The organism is Sorangium sp. So ce296, from assembly GCF_051529605.1.
Lineage (GTDB): Bacteria > Myxococcota_A > Polyangia > Polyangiales > Polyangiaceae > Sorangium > Sorangium cellulosum_D.
The window spans coordinates 10,204,750-10,227,898 of record NZ_CP150325.1; the positions used below are offsets into that span (position 1 = coordinate 10,204,750).

At 73.7% G+C, this 23,149-nt stretch carries 16 protein-coding genes and 1 pseudogene; 7 read left to right on the top strand and 10 right to left on the bottom strand.

From position 1 onward, the window contains the following. Positions 1-35 precede the first annotated feature (35 nt). Both WME98_RS37965 and WME98_RS37970 read left to right on the top strand, forming a co-directional pair. On the top strand, positions 36-812 hold the full coding sequence (locus WME98_RS37965) for a PP2C family protein-serine/threonine phosphatase (RefSeq protein ID WP_437946588.1): 777 nt from the start codon (positions 36-38) through the stop codon (positions 810-812). An 85-nt stretch (positions 813-897) separates the two neighbouring features. Next, a complete protein-coding gene (locus tag WME98_RS37970; protein WP_437954067.1) occupies positions 898-1,089 on the top strand; it encodes a type VI immunity family protein in 192 nt (63 codons plus the stop codon). 329 nt (positions 1,090-1,418) lie between these two features. Here the strand turns inward: WME98_RS37970 and WME98_RS37975 are convergent, their stop codons facing one another. Beyond that, entirely contained in the window at positions 1,419-1,856 is a 438-nt protein-coding gene (locus WME98_RS37975; protein ID WP_437946589.1) for a nucleotide triphosphate diphosphatase NUDT15, read from the bottom strand. A gap of 213 nt (positions 1,857-2,069) precedes the next feature. Between WME98_RS37975 and WME98_RS37980 the strand changes: the two genes are divergently transcribed. Next, the gene (locus WME98_RS37980) at positions 2,070-2,753 is read left to right on the top strand and encodes a hypothetical protein (protein WP_437946590.1); all 684 of its coding nucleotides are present in this window, start codon (positions 2,070-2,072) and stop codon (positions 2,751-2,753) included. A 14-nt stretch (positions 2,754-2,767) separates the two neighbouring features. On the opposite strand, the gene WME98_RS37985 is transcribed toward WME98_RS37980, so the two are convergent. The 4 genes from WME98_RS37985 to WME98_RS38000 all read right to left on the bottom strand — a co-directional run bounded on the left by WME98_RS37985 (position 2,768) and on the right by WME98_RS38000 (position 6,544). Further along, positions 2,768-3,616 (bottom strand): PhzF family phenazine biosynthesis protein, encoded by an 849-nt coding sequence (locus tag WME98_RS37985; RefSeq protein ID WP_061622005.1) that lies wholly within the window; start codon positions 3,614-3,616, stop codon positions 2,768-2,770. 111 nt (positions 3,617-3,727) lie between these two features. Next, the gene (locus WME98_RS37990) at positions 3,728-4,618 is read right to left on the bottom strand and encodes a tRNA1(Val) (adenine(37)-N6)-methyltransferase (protein WP_437946591.1); all 891 of its coding nucleotides are present in this window, start codon (positions 4,616-4,618) and stop codon (positions 3,728-3,730) included. 59 nt (positions 4,619-4,677) lie between these two features. Beyond that, positions 4,678-5,370: a hypothetical protein gene (locus tag WME98_RS37995; protein ID WP_437946592.1), complete on the bottom strand. Its 693-nt coding sequence runs from the start codon at positions 5,368-5,370 to the stop codon at positions 4,678-4,680. Positions 5,371-5,605: 235 nt separating this feature from the next. Further along, positions 5,606-6,544 carry an SIMPL domain-containing protein gene (locus WME98_RS38000; RefSeq protein ID WP_437946594.1) on the bottom strand — a complete coding sequence of 313 codons (939 nt, stop codon included), beginning with the start codon at positions 6,542-6,544 and terminating at the stop codon, positions 5,606-5,608. Between the two features lie 156 nt (positions 6,545-6,700). Between WME98_RS38000 and WME98_RS38005 the strand changes: the two genes are divergently transcribed. Both WME98_RS38005 and WME98_RS38010 read left to right on the top strand, forming a co-directional pair. After that, the gene (locus WME98_RS38005) at positions 6,701-8,914 is read left to right on the top strand and encodes a serine/threonine protein kinase (RefSeq protein WP_437946595.1); all 2,214 of its coding nucleotides are present in this window, start codon (positions 6,701-6,703) and stop codon (positions 8,912-8,914) included. A 30-nt stretch (positions 8,915-8,944) separates the two neighbouring features. Further along, complete coding sequence (locus tag WME98_RS38010; RefSeq protein ID WP_437946597.1) at positions 8,945-9,592, top strand: hypothetical protein; 648 nt, start codon at positions 8,945-8,947, stop codon at positions 9,590-9,592. Here the strand turns inward: WME98_RS38010 and WME98_RS38015 are convergent, their stop codons facing one another. The 4 genes from WME98_RS38015 to WME98_RS38030 all read right to left on the bottom strand — a co-directional run bounded on the left by WME98_RS38015 (position 9,593) and on the right by WME98_RS38030 (position 14,913). Beyond that, complete coding sequence (locus WME98_RS38015; protein ID WP_437946598.1) at positions 9,593-11,155, bottom strand: 4-hydroxyphenylacetate 3-hydroxylase N-terminal domain-containing protein; 1,563 nt, start codon at positions 11,153-11,155, stop codon at positions 9,593-9,595. It lies immediately after the preceding gene. Positions 11,156-11,541: 386 nt separating this feature from the next. Next, positions 11,542-14,013 carry a SpoIIE family protein phosphatase gene (locus WME98_RS38020; RefSeq protein WP_437946599.1) on the bottom strand — a complete coding sequence of 824 codons (2,472 nt, stop codon included), beginning with the start codon at positions 14,011-14,013 and terminating at the stop codon, positions 11,542-11,544. Positions 14,014-14,030: 17 nt separating this feature from the next. Further along, the gene (locus WME98_RS38025) at positions 14,031-14,408 is read right to left on the bottom strand and encodes a hypothetical protein (RefSeq protein WP_437946600.1); all 378 of its coding nucleotides are present in this window, start codon (positions 14,406-14,408) and stop codon (positions 14,031-14,033) included. Then, on the bottom strand, positions 14,389-14,913 hold the full coding sequence (locus tag WME98_RS38030) for a hypothetical protein (protein ID WP_020734683.1): 525 nt from the start codon (positions 14,911-14,913) through the stop codon (positions 14,389-14,391). Before WME98_RS38030 ends, WME98_RS38025 begins: the two co-directional genes overlap by 20 nt. A gap of 307 nt (positions 14,914-15,220) precedes the next feature. Between WME98_RS38030 and WME98_RS38035 the strand changes: the two genes are divergently transcribed. Beyond that, positions 15,221-18,424, top strand: coding sequence for a PQQ-dependent sugar dehydrogenase (locus WME98_RS38035; protein ID WP_437946601.1), 3,204 nt, complete (start codon positions 15,221-15,223; stop codon positions 18,422-18,424). Between the two features lie 44 nt (positions 18,425-18,468). Next, a pseudogene (locus WME98_RS38040) lies at positions 18,469-18,552 on the top strand (hypothetical protein); the annotation flags it as partial. Between the two features lie 393 nt (positions 18,553-18,945). On the opposite strand, the gene WME98_RS38045 reads toward WME98_RS38040, so the two are convergent. Next, positions 18,946-22,998: a serine/threonine-protein kinase gene (locus tag WME98_RS38045; protein WP_437946602.1), complete on the bottom strand. Its 4,053-nt coding sequence runs from the start codon at positions 22,996-22,998 to the stop codon at positions 18,946-18,948. Positions 22,999-23,149 lie beyond the last annotated feature (151 nt).

Sequence of the window (23,149 nt, forward strand, 5' to 3'; positions counted from 1 at the left end):
CTCGTCTCGTCGACGAGCATGCGAGGAGGACGATCGTGTATCCACAGCTCGCCATCGAGGCGGCGGCGCAGTCGGACGTGGGGCGGCGGCGGAGCCGCAACGAGGACAGCTTCGCGGCGCTGCCGTACCTGGGGCTGTTCATGGTGGCCGACGGCCTGGGAGGCAACGCGGCGGGCGAGGTGGCGTCGCGGATGGCGATCGAGGTGGTCAAGAGCTGCTTCGAGGAGGGGGACGATCTCGAGGACACGTGGCCCTACGGCGCGGCGAGGCCGCGCCATCAGGACGAGGTGCGGCTAGTGCTGAGCGTGCGGCGGGCCAACCGGGCGATCTACGAGGCGAGCCAGCAGAAGGACGAGATGCGGGGGATGGCGACCACCTTCGCGGGCGTGCTGCTGGGACCGGGCATGGCGTACATCGCGCACGTGGGCGACTCGCGGGTCTACCGGATGCGCGAGGGGAAGCTGGAGCGGCTGACGCGGGATCACTCGCTGCTGGAGGAGCTCTTGCGGGACGGCGACGGCGCGCTGGAGGCGCTCGAGGCGCTGAGCGACCGGGCGAGCGCGGTGACGCGGGCGCTGGGGTGCGACGAGAGCGTGGCGATCGAGTCGCGGGTGGAGGCGACGGAGCCGGGGGATGTGTTCCTCGTGTGCTCGGACGGGCTGTGGGGTCCGGTGCCCGAAGAGCGGATCGCGGGTGTGCTCCGGGCGCACGGGGAGCTGAGCCTTGCGGCGAGCTTGCTGGTCGACCTCGCGAACGAGCACGGCGGGTCGGACAACGTGACATGCGTGCTGGCGCGGCTGGGAGGCGGGTGACGTGCGCGGCGGCGACATGCGCGGCGGCGAGGTGGGTGCGTTGAATAGCAGGTTCGTTGTTCGCCGTTTTTGACGCGGGATCCTGATCCAGGCGGGCTCGCGTCCGCAGCTCGGCGACGCGGAACGCAACGTCTGGCCGGAGCTGTACGTCAAGCTGTCGAAGTACCTGAAGCCGATCCGCATCGCGAAGCACCGGCCCTTTCAATACGCCGGTCCGGGGCTCCGGTTCGATCTGGAGCGCAGCCAGGCGTGGCTTCGCCGCTTCGATGAACGGTGAGTAGGAAGGAGAGATCGAGATGAGGACCACGGCCAAGCGGCCAACCCGCATGAGCACGACGCGAGAGGCTGGCGACGGACGCACCCCTCCCAGCCCGCGCGGAGCGCGGGCTATGGGAGGGGCCGGCGGCGCGCAGGCGCGAAGCGCCGAGCACCGACGGGGGGTGGGCATCGTTCTCTTCTGCTGCATTCTCTCGGTCCGGTCGTGCGGCGGCGAGGAAGCACGCCCGCACGGCCCCGGCGGGGAGGAGCCGCCGGATCCTTGCGAGGCGGATCCGCGGGATTCGCGCCTCTCCAAGATTGGGCCAGGCGCGGGCGCGACAGGCGGGATCAGGGGTTGTAGCGGCGGCCGCTGCGGTAGCTCGCGATGGCGAGCTCCACCGGGCGGAACAACGGCTCGGGCAGCGCGTCGAGCGAGTACCAGCCCCAGCCGGCGATCTTGTGGGGCTCGCGGTCCTCGGGCTCGCCCTCGAACTCCTCCGCAAGGAGCTGGATGTCCACGTAATGCTTCCCGTAGGCGAGGATGTTGCTCAGGCACAGGAACGAGAGCTTCTTGACCACGAGGCCGCTCTCCTCGCGCACCTCGCGGATGGCGCAGGACTCGAACGACTCGCCGACCTCGAGGTGGCCGCCGCACCACGAGTAGCTGCCGTCGCCGTGGCTGCCGCGCCGCCGCGCGAGCAGCACGCGCCCGTCGCGCACCAGCATGACGCCCACGCCCACCAGCGGCCGCTCCGCGGCGCTCCCTCCGACGATCGCCTCTCCCAAGGACACCTCCTCGCACGCGACGCAGGCGCGCGCGGAGCGCGCTCTAGCACGGCGCAGCGGCGCCATGCGCCGTGCTAGAACGCGCGCCGCCCGGCAGACCGACCAGACCGACCGCCGCGCCGCCCGCGGCGCGCGGAGCCACCTCGCGGGCGTACGGTACGACCGCCGGGACCGGTTGACTTTTCAGTGAACGCGCGTACCGTGCCAGCTCCGATGGATGTCGCCCTTCCCTGGGAGCTGAACCCCGCACTGCACGAGAGCCGGCTCGTCCTCCTGGCGCAGACGGCGGTCGATGTCCGCAACAAGGCGTTCAGCGAGGCGAACCGGGAAGAGGGCGATACGAGCTGGGGGATCGGCTGCAAGGCGCACGAGCGGTTCGGTCACGCCCTCTGCAAGCTGGCAGACAGCGGGAAGCACCCGTGGCTGACCGTCCACCGAGACGGCCTGTACCTGATGCCCCATATCGACGGGATCGCGGTGCGCGTGTACCGCGGTCCGGCCGACAAGCCCTCGCAGAGGCACCTCGAGGCGGCGCGCAGCGAGCACGGCCGGCGGGGCGAGCCGCGACAGATGGCCTTCTCGTTCATGGGACAAGAGACCGAGCCGGACGGCCCTTGGTTCTGGATGATGGCCGTCGAGACGGACGTCGAGGGGAGGGCGCTCCGCGCCGTGTTCTTCCAGGCCAACGAGGCGGGCGGGACCCGAAACGCATGGGAAGCCCCGGTCGAGATGGCGCCCGCCGCGCCGGCGCCAGAGCCCGGAGACAAGCCGGCGCGCCCGGCGAAGCAGCGGCCGGCCCAGGGCCAGCCGGCGAAAGAAGGGCTCCTCGGGCGCGACGGACGGCCGCTGTTCCGGGCGCAGACCGTGCCCCTGCCGCTCGTGTCGCAGCCGAGCTGACGCGCGCGAGAGGGTCAGCGCGGAGGAGGGCTGTCCGAGGGGGAGCCCTCGCCCCGGATGTTCGGCTCGGCGCGCAGCTCGCCCTCCAGGACGGTGACGGCCTGGCCGCCGAGGTCGACGCGATCGCCGCGCAGGCGCACGCGCACGACGCCGCCGCGCGCCGAGGCCTGATAGGCCAGCATCTCCGCCTTGCCGAGGCGCGCCGCCCAGAACGGCGTCAGGCAGCAATGTGCGGAGCCGGTGACCGGATCCTCGTTGACGCCCGCGGCGGGGGCGAAGAACCGCGAGACGAAATCGAACTCCCGGGACGAGCTCCGGCTCGTGATGATGACGCCCCGGGCGGGCACCGTCGCGAGCAGGCCAAAGTCGGGTTGCGCCGCGCGGACCTCGTCCTCCGAGCCGAGGAGGACGAGGTAGTCGGACGCGTTCCTGCCGATGTAGAGCGGCTCAACGCGGAGCGCCTCATCGAGGCCGGGGAGCGGCTCCGCCTTCTCCTCCCGCTTCGCCGGGAAATCCAGCTCGATCCACCCGCCGTCGCGGCGAGACGCGGTGAGCAGGCCGCTCTGCGTGAAGAAGCGGGCCTGCTCGTCGGGCGCGAGCAGGCCTGTCTCCCAGAGCACATGCGCGCTCGCGAGCGTGGCGTGGCCGCAGAGCGCGACCTCCACCGTCGGCGTGAACCAGCGGAGATCGAAGCCGCCGTCGCCGCGGGCGACCAGAAAGGCCGTCTCGGAGAGGTTCATCTCGCGCGCCACGGCCTGCATCCACGCGGCGGGGCGCGCCTCGGGCAGGACGCAGACCGCCGCCGGGTTGCCGCGGTACGCCTTGGCCGTGAACGCGTCCACCTGCGTAATCCGAAGGCTCATCGCCACCGACTACCGCGGTCTTGCGCCGCAGTCCACGCCGAAGCGGCCGGTCCCGGACTCATATGCTGGAGAACTTCGAGATCCGTAGTGCGCGGACCCGCCGTCACGCCGTCATGTCCTCACCACCGGGATTCCCATCGTCCGGCGGAGCGCGTCGAACTCCTCCGTGAAGCGTCCGTTCGGGCCGCGCAGCAAGAGGGGCGGCTCGTCGCGGCACGGCGCCGCGGCCCCGGCGCGGCGCAGGGCGTAGACGGAGAAGAGGGCGGCCTTGCCCGGCTTCGGGACGACGTCGCGCCACGCCTCGAGCGCGAGCCCGGCCGCGGCCGCCGCCGCCTCGACGCGGCCCCGCTGCCGCGCCGACGCGCAGGCCACGAACGGCGCGCCGGGCGCGAGCAGCCGCGCCGCCGCGAGGCAATAGTCCTCCACGCCGCCCCGGTGCTCGAAGCGGCACGGCCCGCACTGGACCCGATAGGACTCGATGCCTGTTCCGACCGGCAGGTAGGGCGGCGTCCCCGTCACGAGGTCCGCGGGCCCGAGGCCGTCGAGCGTCGCGGGGTCGCGCAGGTCCCCCCACCGGACCTCGCAGCGGTCGTCGATGCCGTTCCACGCGACCGACCGCCGCGCCATCGCCATGCTCACCTCCTGCGCCTCCACGCCCGCGCAGCGCGCGTCCGGGAAGCGCCACGCGGTGAACAGGAGCACCGTGCCGATGCCGCACCCGAGATCCACGGCGCGGCGCGGGGGCGCGTGCGCCACCTGCTCGGCCGCGAAGCAGGCGGTCAGGAAATCGTCGGCCGACCAGCGGTGGCCGTCGAGCCGCTGGAGGATGCGGAAATCGCCGGAGAGGTAGCAGAGGTCCTCGCCGGGGCCGGGCCAGACCTCCGGCCGCTCCGGCGTCGCCGGCCGCGGCCCAGGGGCGACCCAGCCGGGCGGCCGGCGCGCAGGGCGCACGACCCCGCCGGTCGGCGCGAGGGAGGGCTGGACGTCAGGGGGAGCGGTCATCGGCCCCCATGTACCACGCCCGGCGGCGCCGGGGGCTGGCGCCGTCCTCCGGCGCGGCGTCAAGGGCCCGCGTCGACCTCCGGGCGGATGCATTCCGTCGCGAGCGCGGGATCATCGCAGAAGCGGCACGGCGTGGTCTCGCAGTCCAGCGCAGGGCACGACGTCGGGCACGGCTCGTCCGCGCGGCAGTCGATGAGCTGCCAGGTGATCCAGCTCATGTCGTTCGGGTCGTCCGGGCATTTGCACTTGAGATCGTTGAAGGCGTGCGACGCCATCATGGTGATCGTATGACACTCCCCCTCCGTCGTGCTGTCGTTCGGGAGATCGTCGAAGTTGCGGTCTAGCGTGGCCGTGACTGGGCGCTGTCCGCCGGCGATGGTCCCCGCCGGGAATGACCTCTGGTCCAGGGCGTCGCGGTGCGGGTACGTGTCAATGAAGAGCCGCCCATAATCGATGTACAGCCTGACCTTCACGGGATCGCCGTTGTCCTCCGACAGCACCGTCGCGTGGAAGTTCGTGATCTTGTTCACCTGGTCGATGTGCACGGGCGTGTGCGGGGGCGGGAAGACCGCCGTGAGCACCGGCGGTGTCTTCTCGGGGTGATCGTACTCCGGCGGCGAGAGCACGAGGCAGCCTGTCGCCGACGCGGCGAGCGCCGCGGCCCCGAGCGAGCGCGCGAGCGCGGTAGCGGAGCGTGGGCGCGCCGCGAGGTCGGCAGCGCGGAGCAGGGAAGGGCAGAACGGAGCGGTCATGGTGGCGCTGGTGAGGGTGGAGCGGTGCAGGGTCCGAAGCTGGACGCTGGAACTCTATCCGCTGCGGCGACGCGCGGGTTGGATATAGCTGTAATCCGACCGCGGCCGCGGCCTGCCAGCGGCGCCGGCCTGCCGGCGGGCGAAGGGCAGGCCGCTCAGCCGCGGAGGCCGAGGCTCCGCCCGCGCGGTGAGCGCGCGCGACGGCCGGCGTCGAGCGGCGGCCCGGGTCGGGCGATCACTTGCGCGGGCTCGCCGGCGCGTTCTCCAGGGCGTAGATGACCTTCACCTGCGTGCCGAACTGAACCTCGCCGGGCGCGACGGGGGTGGCGGCGTCCGCGGCCATCGCGCCGGCGGCGAGGCGGGGGGCGTACATCGGGCCGCGCGGGCCGGAGTCGACGATCTCGCTGATCGCGACGACGCCCCCGAGCGAGACGCCTTGCAGCTTGGCGAGCGCTTCGGCGCGAGCGCGCGCGTCCGCGATCGCCTTCTCCCTCGCCTGCGCCTCGAGCGGCTCGGTCTTGTCGAGGCCGAACGAGACACCCCACACGTTGTTCGCGCCCGCGGCCACGACGGCGTCGAGCACCGGCCCGACCTGATCGAGGTTGCGGATGACGACCGTCACCGTGTTGCTCACCTGATAGTAGTACGCCGGAGGCGCCGGCTGGGGCGGCGCCAGATCGGGCGCCGCGGGCGGCTTCGGGGCGGGAGGCGGCGCCGGCTTCGGCCCGCGCCCCGCGGGCGCCGCGGTCGCCGTGGCGGGCGCGGCGGGCGCGGCGGGCGCGGCCGCCGCAGGCGCCGCGAGGGGCTGCGGGGGGAGCATCCAGGGCGGCACGTCGGCCTGCCGCATGAGCTGGATGGAGTAGTTGCTGGTCTGGATGTCCTTGTCCGCGACGCCGAGCTTCCTCAGCGCCGCGAGGATCTCGTTCATGCGCGCGGCGGCCGACCTCGTCGCTTCGTTCACGCTGGGCGCCAGGACCTCGATGCCCAGCTGGGCGCGGGCGACGTCGGGCTTCGTGTGGACCTCGCCCCGGCCGACGACCGTGATGGTGTGGGACTCCGGATGCACGGCCTGAGGCGGCGTCGCCTGCGCCGCGCAAGCGGCGAGGAGGGGCGCGGTCGACAGCAGGAACCCGGCGAGGCACAGCCGGCGCGACAGAGAGCTCTGGTTCTTCATGGCCGTGCAACGCGCGAGCCCCGCGCCACCTTACAGGGGCGCCGGCAGGCCGCGCGGGCGACGCGCGGGCCACGCGCGGGCCACGTCAGAGCGGGCCGCATTGCCCCCCTTCGTCAAGTTGTTCCACGGCGCGCCGGGTGCGCTATGGTCGTTCACGTGCTCACAATACCCAGCGATGAAGAGGCCCTCGGAGGACTGCAGGGGGCCACGATCCCCAGCGACCTCTCGCCAAGCATCGGCTACCGGATCGTGTCGCGCGCCGGGGCCGGGACGATGTTCGTCTCGTACTACGCGGTCCGCACCGCGCCCGAGGGCGAGACCCCGGTCGTCGTCAAGATCCTGAGGCCGTCGCTGTTCAGGCAGATGGGGCCGTCGGCGGCCGTCATCGTGAAGAAGGAGGCGGTGTCCCTCGGCCGCCTCAACGAGCAGGTCCCCCCGACCCCCTTCGTGGTCCGGCTCATCGACACCGGCACCTTCGCGGTCCGCCGCGGCACGAAGACGCTCGACCTGCCCTGGATCACCATCGAGTACGTGCACGGCGGCGTCCAGGGCGTGACGCTCCGCCAGCGGGTGCAGGGGACCATCCAGGCCACGGGCCACGCGTTCGATCCGGCGCGCGCCACGCGCGCGATCGAGTGCATCTCGAGCGGGCTGTCGGCGGTGCACGACGTGGGCGTCGTCCACCGGCAGCTCACGCCGGAGAGCATCCTGTGCTGCGGCTCCGGCGACGAGGAGCTGTTCAAGATCAGCGACTTCGGCATGGCGCGGCCGCGCGGCATCCGCGAGACGATCATGGCCGGCGTCGTCAGCAACACCGGGGTCGCGCCGCCGGAGATGCTGTCCGCCGATCCGAGCACGATCGGCCCTTGGACCGACATCTTCAATCTCGCGTCCGTCATCTTCTTCCTGCTCACGGGCGAGCAGTACATCGTCGCGGAGTCGCAGGCGCAGGCGCTCATGGCGGCCATGGCGCGCACGCGCCGGAGCATCCTCGAGACGCGGTGGCTCCACCCCGCGCTGCGCGGCAACGACCAGGCGTGCAAGTCGATCGACTTCGCGCTGCGCTGGGCCTCCGCCGGCGAGGCGCAGGAGCGCCTCCAGGAGGCCGTGGCCGTGGCCGCGATGCTCTCGCCGTACCTCCGCCCCGCCTCGCCGGTCTCCGCGCTGGAGCAGCGGATCGTGGCGAGCGCGGGCGAGCAGCGCACGCGCGCCCACGACGAGATGGCGCCCATGACCATCCCGGCGACGCACGTGAAGGCGCCGGCGCAGCTCAAGGGGGAGCTCGGCCAGACGCTGCTCTCGCCGCGCCAGCCCAAGGCCGCCGCCGCGCCCGCCGCCGCGCCCGCCGCCGTGGATCGCGCCGTCGACCGCCCGAGCCCCGATCGCGCGATCGAGGCCGAGCTCATCAGCGCGCCGCCGCGCCTCAGCCGGGAGGCGCCGCCGCCTCGGCCGTCGTTCATCGTCGAGCGCTGGACGTGGAGCGTGCTCCACCACCCGAGCCTCGACTCGGTCATCCGGAGCGTGGCCTGGGACGGCTACGGCCGGTGCCTCGCGGCGGCGACGGGCGGGCTGCTCTTCTGGAACGGGACGAGCTGGAGCGAGGCGTCGTCCGGCGGGCTCCCGAGCCCGCAGGGCGTGCGCTTCGTGCACCGGATCGGGCCCGGCCGCTGGCTGCTCGGCGGCGACGGCTCGACGCTGGCGGTGTACACGACGGGCGGCGTCACGGGCGTCTTCCAGCTGCCCGGCGAGCCGCAGAGCCACGTCGCGCTGAGCGGCGACCTCGAGGACATGGGCATCCTCGTCTCGACGACGCCGAACGATCCGCGGCCGCTCCTGCACGCGTTCATCGCCAAGCGCTGGCTGCGGCCGATGCCGGCCGAGGGGGTCGCGCTCCTCGCCGCGGTCGCGCGCGTCGAGGACGAGCGGTGGCTGCTCGTCGGCCGGTCGACCGCGGGCGAGGGGCTCGTCGCGCTCTACGCGCCGCTCGACTGGCACATGGAGCGCCTCCCCGCGCCGCCGGCGCGGGCGTTCGTCGCTTGCGCCGGGCGGCCCGATCTCGGCGTGGGCATCGCGGTCGGCGCGGACGGGAGCGTCGTCTGGCGGTACGGGCAGAGCGTCTTCACGGAGCACATCGAGCCGCGGCGCGCCCTGTCGGCCGCGACGATCGACGCGGAGGGCCGCGCCTGGGCGGGCAGCGCGGGCCGCATCTGGGTGCGGCGCGGCGGCATCCCGCCGATGGCGGGGACGTGGGAGTGCGTCTGGGAGAACGACGCCTGGGTCGGCCCGGTCGTGTCGCTGTTCGTCGACTCGGAGGTGGTCGTCGCCATCACCGCGGACGGCGGTATCATCGAGGGGCGCGTCACCGGCTGACGGCCCGCCCGCGCGCCGCGCTCCGCTCCGATGCCAGGCCACCCGCTGAACCCCGAGGCAGGCTCGACCCCGGTCCCCGACGACCCGCGCGAGGTCGCCGCGGCGCTGCGCGCGGGCGAGCTCTCCCTCGGCCATTCGCCGTACTACGGGTTTCGCTACGGCGAGCGGGGGCGGCGCTTCACCGGGAGCGACAGCGCGTTCCTCGTGACGCTCGCGACCCACACGCGCCCGGTCGTGGAGCGCCAGATCCGCTGGCTCGCTGGCCTGCTCTCCAACCGCGGCATGCCGAGCGTGCTCCTGGAGCAGCACCTCCGGGTCCTCCACCGCACGCTCTGCCGCGCGATCCCCCGGCGCGCCGCGTCCTACGAGCGCCTCCTGGAGGCGGCCGCGCTGCTGCGCGAGGTCCGGCGCGCGCACCTGCCCGACGAGGTCTGCCGCGCGATCGCCCGATCGTTCGCGCGCGACGCGGGGCTGCCGCCGACGCGGCTCGCCCTCGGGACCGGGTGGCTGCTCGCCGGGGCGGTCGCGGACGAGCGCTCCGGCATCCGGAGCGCGGTCGACAGCGTGGCGTCGTGGTTCACCGACCCCGAGCTGTTCCCGCCGGCGTTCGTCGCCGCGGTGCACCGCGCGCTCGCGGAGGCGCGGGCGGCCGCGCGGCCGGGCCCCGCGCTCCGGTGATCACCGCGCGCCGGCGCGGCCGCCGATGAGGCTGATGTCCTTCGCGTCGATCAGGTCCGGCGCGGTCCACCCCTTCTCGTCGTAGTCGGCCATGCACCGGGCCACGAGATCCTTACAGCGCTCCGTGGCGCCGGCGGCGGCGGCGGTGTGCAGCAGCTCCACCAGGCAGTTCTCCTCGTTGCCGCCGTAGCTCCGCTCGTAGAGCTCGTGCCGCCCGCCGAACTCGGTGCCCACGGCGTCCCACGTCAGCTTCATCAGCTTGGCGCGCTCCAGCGCGGAGCTGCCGTCCGAGCCGCGGGCGATCCGGTCGAGGTGCCGGCGGAGCTCGGGGACCTCGAAGTCGATCGCGTGCGACGGCACGTACACGAGGGAGCTGGCCAGGACCTTCTCGAGGATCCCCTTGATCCGCGGGTAGATCGAGGGAGCGAGGGCCCGGTAGGTCATGGCGTACTCCGCGTTGGGCAGCACCGTGCCGTCCTTCCACGGCGTCGGGGCGTGCACCATGGCGTCGGCCAGGCCCGAGAAGACGTTGCGCCAGGCGATGACCTCGCCCACCTCCGCCTGGACGCCGCGAAAGTCCTTGTTGCCCATGACCTCGACGCCCCGGAGCAGCAGCCCGGCGATGAACTCGAGCTTCACCGAGAGGCGGACGCACCCATGAAAGAAGGCGCGCGGCGCGAAGCCCGAGCGCGGCAGGAACTGCTGCGCCCGCTCGATGTCGCGGTAGATGAGGACGTCCTCCCAGGGCACGAGGACGTCCTCGAGCACCAGGATCGCGTCGTTCTCGTCGAAGCGGCTGGAGAGCGGGTAATCGAACGGGCTCCCCATGACGCCGGCCGTCATCGCGTACGAGGGCCGGCAGAGCAGCTTCACCCCGCGGGCGCCCGTCGGCACGATGAACGCCAGGGCGAGCCCCTCGTCCTGGATGGGCAGCGTCGCGTACTGGCTGATGAACGTGTAGTTGGTGAGGGCAGAGCCCGTCGCCACCACCTTGGCGCCGCTCACGACGATCCCGCGGTCGGTCTCCTTCTCGACGTGGACGAAGACGTCGCGCGACTCGTGGGGGGGCAGCCCGCGGTTGATGGGCGGGTTCACGATGGCATGGTTGAAGAACAGGACCTGCTCCTGCGCCTCCCGGTACCAGCGCCGCGCGTTCGCCTCGTAGGGAGCATAGAACTCGGCGTTGGACTCGAGCGTGGCGAGGAAGCTCGACTTGTAGTCTGGACTACGGCCCAGCCATCCATACGACATGCGCGCCCACGCAGCGATGGCGTCCCGGGTCCCCCGCAGATCGTCCACGCTCCTCGGCGATCGGAAGAACTTGTGCGTAAGCCCACCTGAGCCGGTGTCCGTCGGCGCCGTCAGGACCGGCTGTGTGTCCGGGTCGTGCAAGGCGTCATAGAGCCGGGCCAGGATGCGCGCGACGTTGCGAAACGCCGGGTGCGCGGTCACGTCGCGGACGCGCTCGCCGTAGACCCAGACCTCGCGCTCGTCGCGCAGGCTCGCCAGGAACTCCTCCCCGGTCATCGGCATCCGGGGCTTCGCGAAGGAAGCGCGGCTCATAAGGGTACCTCGTTCTATGGTTGGGCCGCCCCGTCGCCGTCACGCCGCGCGCGGTCCGCCGCGGCGCCGTCGCGCGGCGGCCCGGCGCCCGACGCCGGGGCGGGCTGCTCAAGGGAATACGGCGGATTTCACCACATCCGGCGGCGGCCGTCGACTCGAAGAGGACCGCAAGGGCGCAAGGGAGGCAAGGGACGCAAGGGGAAGAGAAGAATACAACGATACCTCTGTTCGCTTGCGCCTCTTGCGCCTCTTGCGCCTCTTGCGCCTCTTGCGCCCTTGAGGTCTCTCCGCTCGCGGCGTGCCGCGCTCTTCCAGCTGGCTCCTCGGCGGATCCAGCAGGCGCCGCAACCTGTTGAATTTAGATGATTTTCTGCCTGTTCGGTGCCCTAGGCGGCGCCCGGCGGCGCGCGGTGCCGCGCCACGAGGAGCGTGATGTCGTCGTCCTGGCTCGAGCACCAGCTCTCGACGTCCCTCAGGAGGCGGTCGCGGATGACGTCGACGGGCGCGTCCTGGGAGGCCTCGACGGCGGCGCAGAGCCGCTCCAGCCCGAACTGCTCCTGCTGCGCGTTCCGCGCCTCCGTCACCCCGTCGGTGTAGAGCACGAGGAGGTCGCCGTCCTCGAGGAGGAGCTCGGCGTCCCGGGTCATCGCGTCGACCGACGGCAGGACGCCGATCCACACGCCGGAGCTCGCGACGCACTCGCAGCGCCGCGTGCCCGCGCGGCACACGACGAGGTCGTCGTGCGCGCCGGCGAACGTCACCCGCCCGCTGCGCTCGTAGCGGAGCAGGAGCAGGGTCGCGTGCTCGTCGCGCTTCAAGCGATCCCGGATGTTCTCGTGGATCGCCCGGTTGAGCGCGGCGATGAGCTCGCCCGGGCTGGCCGTCGGGTCCTTGCGCGCCATGCACGCGACCATGCTCTGGATCATCAGCATGATGAGGCCCGCCGCGAGCCCGTGCCCCGCGACGTCGCCGATGCCGAGCCACCCGCCCTCCGGCGTGGCGATCACGTCGTAGTAGTCGCCGCCGACCTCGGCGGCCGGCCTCATCGCCGCGCAGAGCTCGAGCCCCTCGACGTGCAGCCGCGGCGGGACGAGCGTGGTCTGGATGCGCTCCGCGACGACGCTCTCCTGGCGGACCCGCTCCTGCTCCAGCCGCTCGCGGATCTCCACCTGCCGGACGATCTCGCGGTGCATCATGACCGCCTTCATCGCCGAGCCGATCTGGAGGCGCACGGCGTCGTAGACGACCTCGTTCGCGCCGCTGTTGACGAGCGCGATGCCGAAGTGCTCCGCCTCGCCGAACGTGATCGGCATCGCGATGACGCTCCATCGCTCGGCGGAGCTCAGGAACCCGGGCGGCGCGAGGCTCGAGGAGGCGAAGCTCGCGGGCGGCGGCTCCACCTCGCGGCTGTTCTCCATCAGGAAGAGCGACCGCAAGGTGGCGCGCCGCGGGTCGTCGTAGAGCGAGACGGCGACGTGCCTGAGGTCGAGCCTGGGCAGCTCCGCGGCGAGCGTGCGGCGGAGCGTGGGCATGCTCAGGCTTGTCGAGAAGCTCATGCCGGTCCAGCTCAGGTCGATCGAGGCTCGCTCCAGGCGCAGCCGCTTCTCGCCCTCGGCGCGCACGGAGGCGTGGCCGATCAGGACGCGCGCGGTGTGCCAGAGCCGCTCGAGGTCGTCCTCGGCGACGCCGGGCGCCCGGCGGACGCGCGCGCGGAGCAGCGTGATCGCGCCCTGGAGCTGATCGAGCGCGACGCCCTCGCGCCCCGCCGCGTCGAGGAGGTCCTGGAGCGCCCGCAGGAAGCGGCCCTCCTGCCCGGCGAGCTCCCCCTCGAGCGCCGAGAGCAGCTCGCGGGGCCAGTCCCTGAGCGACGCGGCCGAGGCGGTCGCCGCCCGCTCGAGCGCGCGCGTGAGGTCCTCGCGCTGCTCGGCGATCGAGCGCGGCGCGCGGCGCGACGGCGCCTCGGCGGACGCGCGCGGGAGGGCGGCGTAGTAGCCGCAGCCGCACGACTCGCGCCGCGTGAGCTCGACCGGGAGGAGGCTGCACTCCGGCACCCGCTCGCCGGCGAGCTGGCGCAGGACGGTCGCGACCGCGAGCGCCCCGAGCTCCTTGATCGGCTGGCGGACGGTCGTCAGGGACGGCCGCGCGACGCGCGACACGGCGACGTCGTCGAACCCGCACACGAGCACGTCGCCGGGGACGCCGATGCCGTGCGCCTTCAGCGTGTCCATCGCGCCGAGGGCCATGTTGTCGTTGCCGGCGATGACCGCGTCGAAGCGGACCCCGCGCGCGAGGAGCTCGCGCATCGCGCGGCGACCGCCGTCGATCAGGAAATCGCCGTGCACGAGGAGGCGCTCGTCGTAGGGGAGCGCGCGCGCCTCGAGGGCCCTCCGGTACGCCCGGGCGCGCAGCTTCGCCTCCTCGTTGTTGGGCGGCCCGCTGATGTACGCGACGCGCTGGCGCGCGTGGTCGTCGACGACGTGCGCGACCGCCACCTCCCCCCCGAGCGCGTTGTCGACGACGACGCTCGGGATGCCCTCCAGCGCGACCCCCACGCTGCAGACGGGCAGGGGCGCGTACGATCGGCAGAACTCGTGCATGCCGTCGGCGCCGAGGGCGTTCGTGAGCGCCGACGACATGATCACCGCCCCGTCGACGGTCGCCGCGCCGACGAGCGAGTAGATGCTGCCCCGGGCGTCCAGGAGGGAGTAGCCCCGGCGGGCGCGCGTCTCCCCGAAGGCGATGACGAGGTTGACGTCGTGCGCCTCGGCGGCGCGCTCGACGCCGAAGCGCGCCTCCGACTGGTACTCGCCGCAGAGATAGTCGGTCAGGAGGGCGATCGTGGGCCGCTTCGTCGCCATGCGCCGTCGCTCCCGGCTCACGCCTCGTCGATGGACACGAGGCTCGGGGACATGCGCTGGAGGGCCGCCAGGCTGCGCCGCTGCCAGCCGAGCCTCGCGTCCGTGAGGAACTTGATCTCGCACCCGAGCCCCTGCGCGGAGATGCCGCAGATGAAGGCGATGAACGCCTTCAGGCAGCTCGAGTTCAGGAAGTACAAGGCGCGTATGTCGAACTCGACGGTGGTCAGCGAGAGGCGCTTCACCTCGAGCTGGACCTCGTTGCAATAGCTGGCGAGCGGCCCGGCCGCCGCCATGTCGCCCGTCCCCGTGAGCTTGACGCTGAGCCGATCGCCGGCGAGCGCCGGCTCGATGCCGAAGCTCTCGGTGACGACGGGCTCAACCCTTAAGCTGCTCATTGGGCCTCCACCGCTCGAGCGGCGCGTGCGCGATGATCGTGAGCTCGTTGCCCTCGATCTTGTAGTCGACGTCGAGGCCCCCCTCGGCGCGGACGCGCGCGAGGCCCAGGCCGGAGACGCCCTCGACCATCGCTGTCTCCGTGATGAGCTCGTCGTAGTGCTTCAGCGGATCGATGGCGGTCTTCAGATCGAGCAGGCGCTTCTCGACCTCCCGCAGGCGCTCCGGGGACGCCTCGTTGCGCGCGCGGATCTTCATGATGTGCGAGCGCTCGTCCTCCTCCAGCGCGAGCTCGAGGCTGACGCGGGGGCCGGTGGAATACTTGGTGATGTTCTCGGCGAGCTCGTGCGCGGCCATGTAGAACCGCGAGCTCACGTTCGCGTCGTCCAGCACCGCGCCGCAGAAGCTGGACACCAGCCGCAGCACCGCCGTCGCCAGGCGCTCGCTCGGAAAGAAGGTGATGCAGAGGAATAGCGAAGCGCTCTGCGTCGGTTCGGGGGATGACACAATCTGTGACTCTACGCGGCCCTCGCGCGGAATCCAACCGCGTCTGAACGGCGTGATGTGCATCGCAGGCCGGCGAGCACCGCGCCCCACGTGGTGCGACGCGGTGCGCTGCGCTGCGCTGGCCCAGCCGAGCCGAGCCTAGCCGAGCTGCCCGAGCCGAGTGGCACGCTCGTTGATTCGATCTCGGCGCCCACCGATGGTGAGGTGTGTCCGTGGATCCGGTCGGGCCACCGAGCGCCTCGCGCACAACCGCCGTCACCTGCGGGAGAGATCCCGTCGGGCAACCCCACAAGGAGGTTCTCGCCGTATGAAACGACCCCTCGCGCCCGGGCTGCCCGGGCCATCCGACTGCCGATCTCGCCGCGGGGCGGCGAGCTCGCGCGTTCACTCCCTCATGATGCGCGGCGTCCTCGCCGGAGCCGCCGTCGCGACCGTCAACTGTAGCACCGGGCCCGGCGCCGAGGGAGACATCGCGCATGGAACCGGCGGTGTCGACGACGTGGGGGAGGGCGATCTCGGCGATTCGCCTGCGCTCGGTCTCGGTTTCGGGCTCGGGGTAGCGCGCGCGGCGCTCTCGAGCGAAGCCAAGGTGTGCGTCTCGATTCAGCGTGGAGAGCGAGGCACGGTGAGAGATGCGACACTGTGGCAAAACGCTCCGGCGTGGAGCGACTCGGCCTCTCCGAACCTCTCGACGGGAGCCGCCGGGAGCGCCGGCCGCCGCCGGTCCGTCGTGCAGTTCGACCTCTCTCCCGTGCCCACGGGCGCGACGGTCGTCTCTGCCTCGATGATCGTTCATCAGACGTACAAGGTCGATGGCAGCGCGATCGGCGTACATCGCGTCATGATCCCGTGGGAGGAGCGCACCGTCGCGTGGCGGACCTTCGGCGACGGCGGCTTCGAGCGGGAGAGCGCGGCGACCATCGCGGCGGAGGCGGGCGTCGGCCCCCGCGCGGCGGACGTGTCGTCGCTCGTCCAGGCGTGGGTGCTCGGGACCGCGCCGAACCACGGCGTGCTCCTCGACGAGGCGCCGGCGCGCTCCACCAGCCTGAGGAGCAGCGAGATCGACCGCGCGGAGGAGCGCCCCCGGCTCGACGTCTGTTACGTGACCTGCTCGGACGGCGTGATGAACGGCCTCGAGGCGGGCATCGACTGCGGCGGGCCGCACTGCGCGCCCTGCACGGGCGTGACGACGGGCGCCGCGAGCACCGCCGCGTCGAGCGTCGCGACGTCGAGCTCGACCGGCGGGGCGAGCTCGGCGGGCGATCCCTGCGCGGACCCGGCCGCGCTCCCGCCGGATCCGGTGCCGCCCGATCGGCTCTCCGAGACCGGGCTCTACGCCGACATCGCGACCCGGTCGCGCGCGGCGAACACGCGCGAGTTCCGCCCCGCGTTCGAGCTCTGGTCGGACGGGGCGGCCAAGCGGCGCTTCGTGTACCTGCCGCGCTGCTCGACGATCGACACGAGCGACATGGATCACTGGTCGCTGCCGGTGGGGACGCGGTTCTGGAAGGAGTTCCGCGCCGAGGGCGTGGCCGTGGAGACGCGGCTCATCCACCGGTTCGGGCCGGGGATCGACGACTGGGTGTTCGCCGCGTATGCGTGGGATCCGTCGGGGAGCGACGCGTTCCTTGTCGAGGACGGCGTCGAGGACGCGCGCGGGACCAAGCACGATATCCCGCGGACCGCGGACTGCTGGGAGTGCCACGGCAAGCTCCCGGAGCGCATCCTCGGCTTCAGCGCGCTGCAATTGAGCCATGCGGGACCGGGCGAGACGATCCGGTCGCTGAGCAGCGCCGGGTGGCTCACCGTGCCGATGCCGGGCGGGTTCCGGCCGCCGGGCGACGCCACGGCGGCCGCGGCGCTCGGCTATCTCCACGCGAACTGCGGCAACTGCCACAACGACACCGGCGTCGCGACGCTGCGGACTCGCCTGCTCGCGGCGGACACCACGGTGGAGAGCACCGACACGTACACGACGGGCGTGGGCGTGAGGCCCAGCTTCTGGGAGACCGGCGTGGTCCACCGGATCACGGCGGGAGACCCCGAGTCGAGCGCGGTGGTGCGCCGGATGGCGCACCGCGGCTCCAGGGCGCAGATGCCGCCGATCGGGTCGGAGGTCGCCGACGCGGCGGGGCTCGCGGCGGTCCGCGCGTGGATCGAGGACGTGCGGCCGCCGGCCGGGGCGGCGAGCGGCGGAAGCAGCGCGAGCACGAGCAGCGCGAGCGCCAGCGGCGCGAGCGCCAGCAGCGCGGCCAGCGGCAGCGCGAGCGCCAGCGGCGCGACCTCCGGCGCGGGCGGCGGGAGCGCCGGCACCGGCGCGGGCGGGAGCACCGGCGCGAGCAGCGGCAGCGGCGCCGGCGGGAGCGGCGGCGCCGGCCCCGCGTGCGCCGGGGTGCCGCGGCTGAAGCTCACGCAGGTCGCGTCGGGCCTGGAAGCGCCGCTCTTCCTCACGAGCCCGCCGGGCGACACCTCGAGGATGTTCGTCCTCGAAAAGGACGGGGTCGTCCGCCTCATCAAGAACGGTGTCCTCCTGGCCACGCCGTTCCTCGACATCCGGGGCGGGACCTCGTGCCCGCCGTCGCGCCCGGCGAGCGCGCGCCCGCTCGTGTGTACGCCGAGCCCGACCGCGGAAGGCGGGCTGCTCGGGATGGCGTTCCACCCGAGCTACGCGAGCAACGGACGATTCTGGCTCTTCTACACCGCGGCGCCCAGGGGCAACGTCACGATCGCCGAGTTCCGCCGCTCCGCCACGAACCCCGATGTCGCCGACACCGCGGCCGGGAGCGTGCCTGTCCGGACGCTCCTCGACGCGAAGCACGGCGGCTGGAACCACGCGGGCGGCACGCTCGCGTTCGGGCCCGACGGATATCTCTACGCGTCGGTCGGCGATTCGGCCGTGACGCCGTACTCGACCTCTCCGGCCAAGGACCTCTCGTCGCCCCTCGGCAAGATCCTGCGGATCGACGTGAATACCGGGCTAGGGCCGTCCGGCAACCTCTCCGGCGCCGGCGTGAACCCGCTCGTGTGGGACTACGGCCTGCGCAATCCGTGGCGCTTCAGCTTCGATCGGCGCACGGGAGACCTCTACATCGCCGACGTGGGGCAGAACGCCTGGGAGGAGCTCAACATCGAGCCGGCCCGCACCGGGCGGCGCAACTACGGCTGGCCGACGATGGAGGGCGACCACTGCGTCGCTTCCGGGTGCTCCCGCGTCGGCGTGGCGCCCGCCGTGGAGCACAGCCACTCGAGCGGGGAGGGCGGCTCGATCACGGGCGGCTACGTCTACCGCGGCTCGGCGATCCCGTGCCTGCAGGGGAGGTACGTTTACGGCGACTACGGGACGCACCGCTTCTGGACGCTGCGGTGGGACGGCAGCGCCGCGCGGGATCACGTGGAGATCACGGGGGACCTCGCGTCGAGCCTGCCGGCGGCCTCGTTCGGCGAGGACGCCGCCGGCGAGCTGTACGTGGTGATGCTCACCGGGGAGGTGTTCCGCATCGACCCGAGGTGAGGGTCTAGCGCGGTTTTCAGCCGCGGCTGACACCGTGCGTCGTCCTCGTCCCCATCTTCCGTCTTCCGTCTTCCGTCTTCCGTCTTCCGTCTTCCGTCTTCCGTCTTCCGTCTTCCGTGCTCGTCCTTCGTGCGCGTGCGCGTGCGCGCTGACTCCGGGGAATCGCGCACGCGCACGCGCACGCAGACGTGCACGGGGACGAGAGACGGGGACGAGAGACGGGGACGAGAGACGGGGACGAGAGACGGGGACGAGAGACGGGGACGAGAGACGGGGACGAGAGACGGGGACGAGAGACGGGGACGAGAGACGGGGACGAGAGACGGGGACGAGAGACGGGGACGAGAGACGGGGACGAGAGACGGGGACGAGAGACGGGGACGAGAGACGGGGACGAGAGACGGGGACGAGAGACGGGGACGAGAGACGGGGACGAGAGACGGGGACGAGAGACGGGGACGAGAGACGGGGACGAGAGATGCCTGCATTGAACCCGAGCAAACGTCGTCGTCTCCCGCGAGCTACCCCGCGAGCTGCCCGTACCCCGCCCGGAGCTTCGCGAAGCGCGGGCGCCAGGCCCTGCTCTCGGCGAGCAGCGGCGCGATGCGCGCGAGCAGCAGCGCCACGTCGTCGGGGCGGCCGGCGTCGAGCAGGGCCCGCGCGCGCCAGTAGAGGAGCTCGACCCGCTGGTCGGCGCTCAGACCGCTCCCGAGCTCGCCCGAGGGCTCGCCCTCCTCGCGGAACGCCGCCCGCGTGCGCGCGCTCTCCATGCTGTTCCTCGGGTCCTTCACGGCGAGCTGCATCACGCCGAGGAGCGCCTGCGCATAGGGCGGCAGGTCCGCGACCGCGCCCTGCGCCCGGAGCCACCGGAGCTGCCGGCTCGCGTCCGCGTGCTCGTCGCGCATCGCGTGGATCCGCGCGAGCAGGAGCGCGCTGCTGTAGACCGGCCGGTCCTTGAACTGCTCGTCCAGCGAGCGCACCTGCCGCACGAGGGGCAGCGCCTCGTCCTCGCGCCCCCAGAGGTAGAGCTGCTCGGCGAGCTTGATCGTCGCCTCGCGCTCCGCCCAGGCGTTGGCCTCCTCACGGGCGAGCTGGACCGCGCGCCTGAGGTCGGCGATCCCGCGATCCGGCGCGTCGAGCGCCGGCCAGAGCTCCGCGCGCCGGATGAGCGCCGCGCCGAGGTGGACCCGGTCGCCCCGCGCCTCGCAGGCGCGCACGGCCTCGTCGAAGCGCTGCTCCGCCTCGTCGAGGTGGCCGCACCGCACGAGCACGCACGCGAGGAGCGTCAGCCCGATCACGTGCGTGTCGTGGTCGGCCTCGCGCACCCGCTCCACGCCGAGCGTCAGCCGCTCCAGGGCGTCCTCCAGGTTGCCCTTGCGGTACGACGAGCGGCCGGCCGCGACCTCGAAGCGCGCGGCGAGCCCGGGGTCGGCGTGATCCTCGCGGACGTCGAGCAGCGGGATCACCTCCTCGACCCGCGCGGCCGACTCCTCCCAGGCGCCGGCCCAGTCGAGCGCCGTCGCCTCCTCGAGCAGCGCCTCCGCGATCATCCGCGGGTCCTTCATGGTGCGGGCGAGCGCGCCCGCCGAGCGCAGATCGTCGAGCGCCTCGCCGGTGCGCAGGACGCGGTAGCGCACGCGCGCGCGGCCGAGGAGCGCGAGGTACCGCTGGCGCTGATCGTCGCCGTCGGCCCAGAGGAGCGCGGACGAGTAGTGGCCCTCCGCCACGGCGTTGTTGTGCCGGTCGCGGTGCATGTCGCCGAGGAGCAGGTAGGCGTGCGCCGCGCGGGCGCGCGCGCCGGCGGCCGCGGCGTGCCGCGCGATCGGCTCGAGCAGGTCCGGCGCCATCGGCTGGGCCTCGGCCAGGCGCTCCCAGACGGCGAACGCGTGCCGGTGCATCCCCGCGCGCTGCTCCTCGGTGAGCAGCGCGTAGATCGCCTCCTGCAAGAGCGCGCTCCGGAAGGCGTAGCGGGCGCCCCCCCACGGGGTGCCCTCGCGCGCGGCGTCCTGCGCGCCGCGGGGGACGAGGATCCCCCGCGCGGCGAGCGCGCGCAGGCCGCTCGGGACGTCGATGCCGTCGCCGCGAGCGGCCGCCGCGCCCTCGCCCTCGAGCGCCCGCTGCACGTCCGCGGCCACGTCCTCCGAGAGCTCGAAGCCGAGCACGGCGCAGAGCCTCGCGCACGCGCCGAGCTCCGGCGGGAGCGCCTCGAGCTGCCGCGTCGCGAACCACTGCCACGCGACCGACGGCGGGAGTTTGTCGAGCTCGGCGGTCGCGAGCTGGTAGCTGCTCGACCGCGCCCGCAGCCGCACGAGGCCCGCGCGCTTGATCGCCCGGGTGAGCTCCACGAGGCAGCGGGGGTTGTAGCCGGCCCACGCGCAGAGGCGGCGGAGGGCGGCGCTGGGCGGGTGCTCCGCGGGCCGGAGGAGCTCGGCGCAGAGGAGGCGCCCGGCGGCGTCGTCGAGCGGCGAGAGCGCGACCCGGTCGCGCGCGTGATCGCGGGCGCTCAGCGCGTGGCGCCGCGCCGCGAGCTCCGGCGCGCCGGCGAGGAGCACCCAGAGCGGGAGATCCGCCTCGCGCCGCGTCGCGAGGTCGAGCGCGTCGAGCGCGGCGCCGTCGGCGAGGTGCGCGTCGTCGACGATCACGACGACGGGGCGCTCCGCCGCCCGGCGGCGCAGCCCCTCGGCGATCGCGCGGATCACGCTGCCGCGGCGCGCCGGCGGCGGTTCTTCCGCGAGGCGCGCGCCGTCGGGCCAGCCGAGGAAGGCGGCCACGGCGGGCCACACGTCGCCGCCGAGCGCCTCGCCGAGCCGCTCGACGCAGAGCGCGCGCGGATCGCGGGGCGCCGCGAGCGCGCCGCCCTCCGCGCCGAGCACCCCGGCGAGCAGGGCGGCCGCGGCCTGGCCGGGCCGGCCCCCGGCGGCGCGCCCGGGGTGCTCCGGCTCGGCGCGCAGCGCGATCACCAGCGCGCCGGGGTGCGCGCGCCGGCTGCTCGCGGCGACCTCCTCGGCGAGCCGCGACTTGCCGAGGCCGCGCTCGCCGACGAGGGCGCAGAGGCCGGGCCCGAGGCCCGCGAGCGCGCGCTCGCGGCTCTCCTCGAGGGCGCTCAGGGTGTCGCTGCGCCCGACGAGCGGCAGCGGCGGCGCGGCGCGCGCGGCGTCGCGATCGCCCGCGGACAGCGGCGCCTCCTGCGCGAAGAAGTAGCGGCCGTCCTCGCTCGCCGCGGCGACGTCGAAGCCGGGGTGGGCGGTGACGAGCTCGGCGCTGAGCGCGATCCCGCGCCACGGATCCGCGGGGAGCCACGCCTCGGGCCGCTCCACGGCGAGCCCGGTGGCGGCCAGGCCCCCGTCGGCCTCGCGCCGGAGCTTCAGCGGCGCGACGTGGATCGCGAGCGGCGCGCCGACCGACGCGACGATCTCCCGCCCCGCGAGCAGCGCGCGCTCGGCCGCGGCCTCCTTCGGCCCCGGGAAGATCGCGACGAAGCGGTAGCCGCGCTGCCGCGCGAGGTGCCCCTCGTGCCGGGCCACGGCGGCGCGGACCTCGGCCTCGGCGCCGCGGGCCTCCAGGGCGAGCACCACGGTGTCGTGCCGGTCCGCGGAGCTCGCGGCGTCGTCCCGCGCCACCTCCGCGGCGCCGGGGGCGCCCGCCGACGCGAGCGCGGCCCGCAGGCCGGCGGCGTCGCGGGGGCGGAGCGCCCGCTCCTTGGCGAGGCAGGCGAGGACGAGCGCCTCGACGGCCGGGGGGACGGGGGCGGCGGCCGGGGTGAGCTCGCTCGGCCGCGGGGGCCGCCGGCCGAGGTGCCCCTGCGCGACGTCCTCGCGATCGCCGGCGAACGGCGGGCGCAGCGTGAGCAGCTCGAAGAGGAGCGCGCCGAACGCGTAGAGGTCCGCGCGCCCGTCGAGCGGCTCGGCCCGGAGCCGCTCGGGCGACGCGTACTCGGGCGCCCCGAGCATGGCGCCCAGCGTGGTGAGCGCGCTGTCCGCCGGGTGGCAGACGACGCCGCGATCGCGCTGCGCGAGGCCGAAGTCGAGGAGCCGCACGCCGCCGCCGGGCTCGAGGAAGACGTTCTCGGGCGCGAGGTCGAGGTGGACGAGGCCGCGCTCGTGCACGACCTGGAGGCAGCTCAGCACGGCGAGCGCGACGTCGAGCGCGGAGCGCAGGTCGAGCGCGGCGGGCAGGCCCTCGAGGCGGGCGGCCAGCGTCTGGCCCTCGATCCGCTCCATGGCGATGTACGCGCGGCCGTCCTCGAGCACGCCGTTCTGGAGCAGGCGCGGCGAGACCGGGGGGCCGAGCTGCTCGAGCGCCCACGCCTCGCTGCGGAAGCGCTCGCGCGCGAGGAGCGAGTGGGCCCTGCTGACCTTGAGCACGGCGGGCGCGCCGTCCTCCAGCCGGGTCGCGTCCCACACGATCGAGAACGCGCCCGCCGCGAGCGGCGGGCCGATGAGGAAGCCCGCGAGCGACGGCGGCGTCTCGGCGCCGAGCTCGACGGGCGCGGCGCGGAGCGGCGCCAGGGCGCCGTCCGCTGGGCAGGGGGCGAAGGCTGCGAGTCGGCGATGGCAGGATGGGCAGCGCGGCAAGAAGACCTCGAATGACCTCGGATGGGGCGGCGCGAACCGTGGCCGATATTACCGGGTCTCTGCTCATCACAAGTGGGAAAAGCCGCGTTGCCCGCGCAGCTTTACGCCCCTGGTAAAAGCGCACGTCGCGGATCGCGGCGACAGCGTGGGC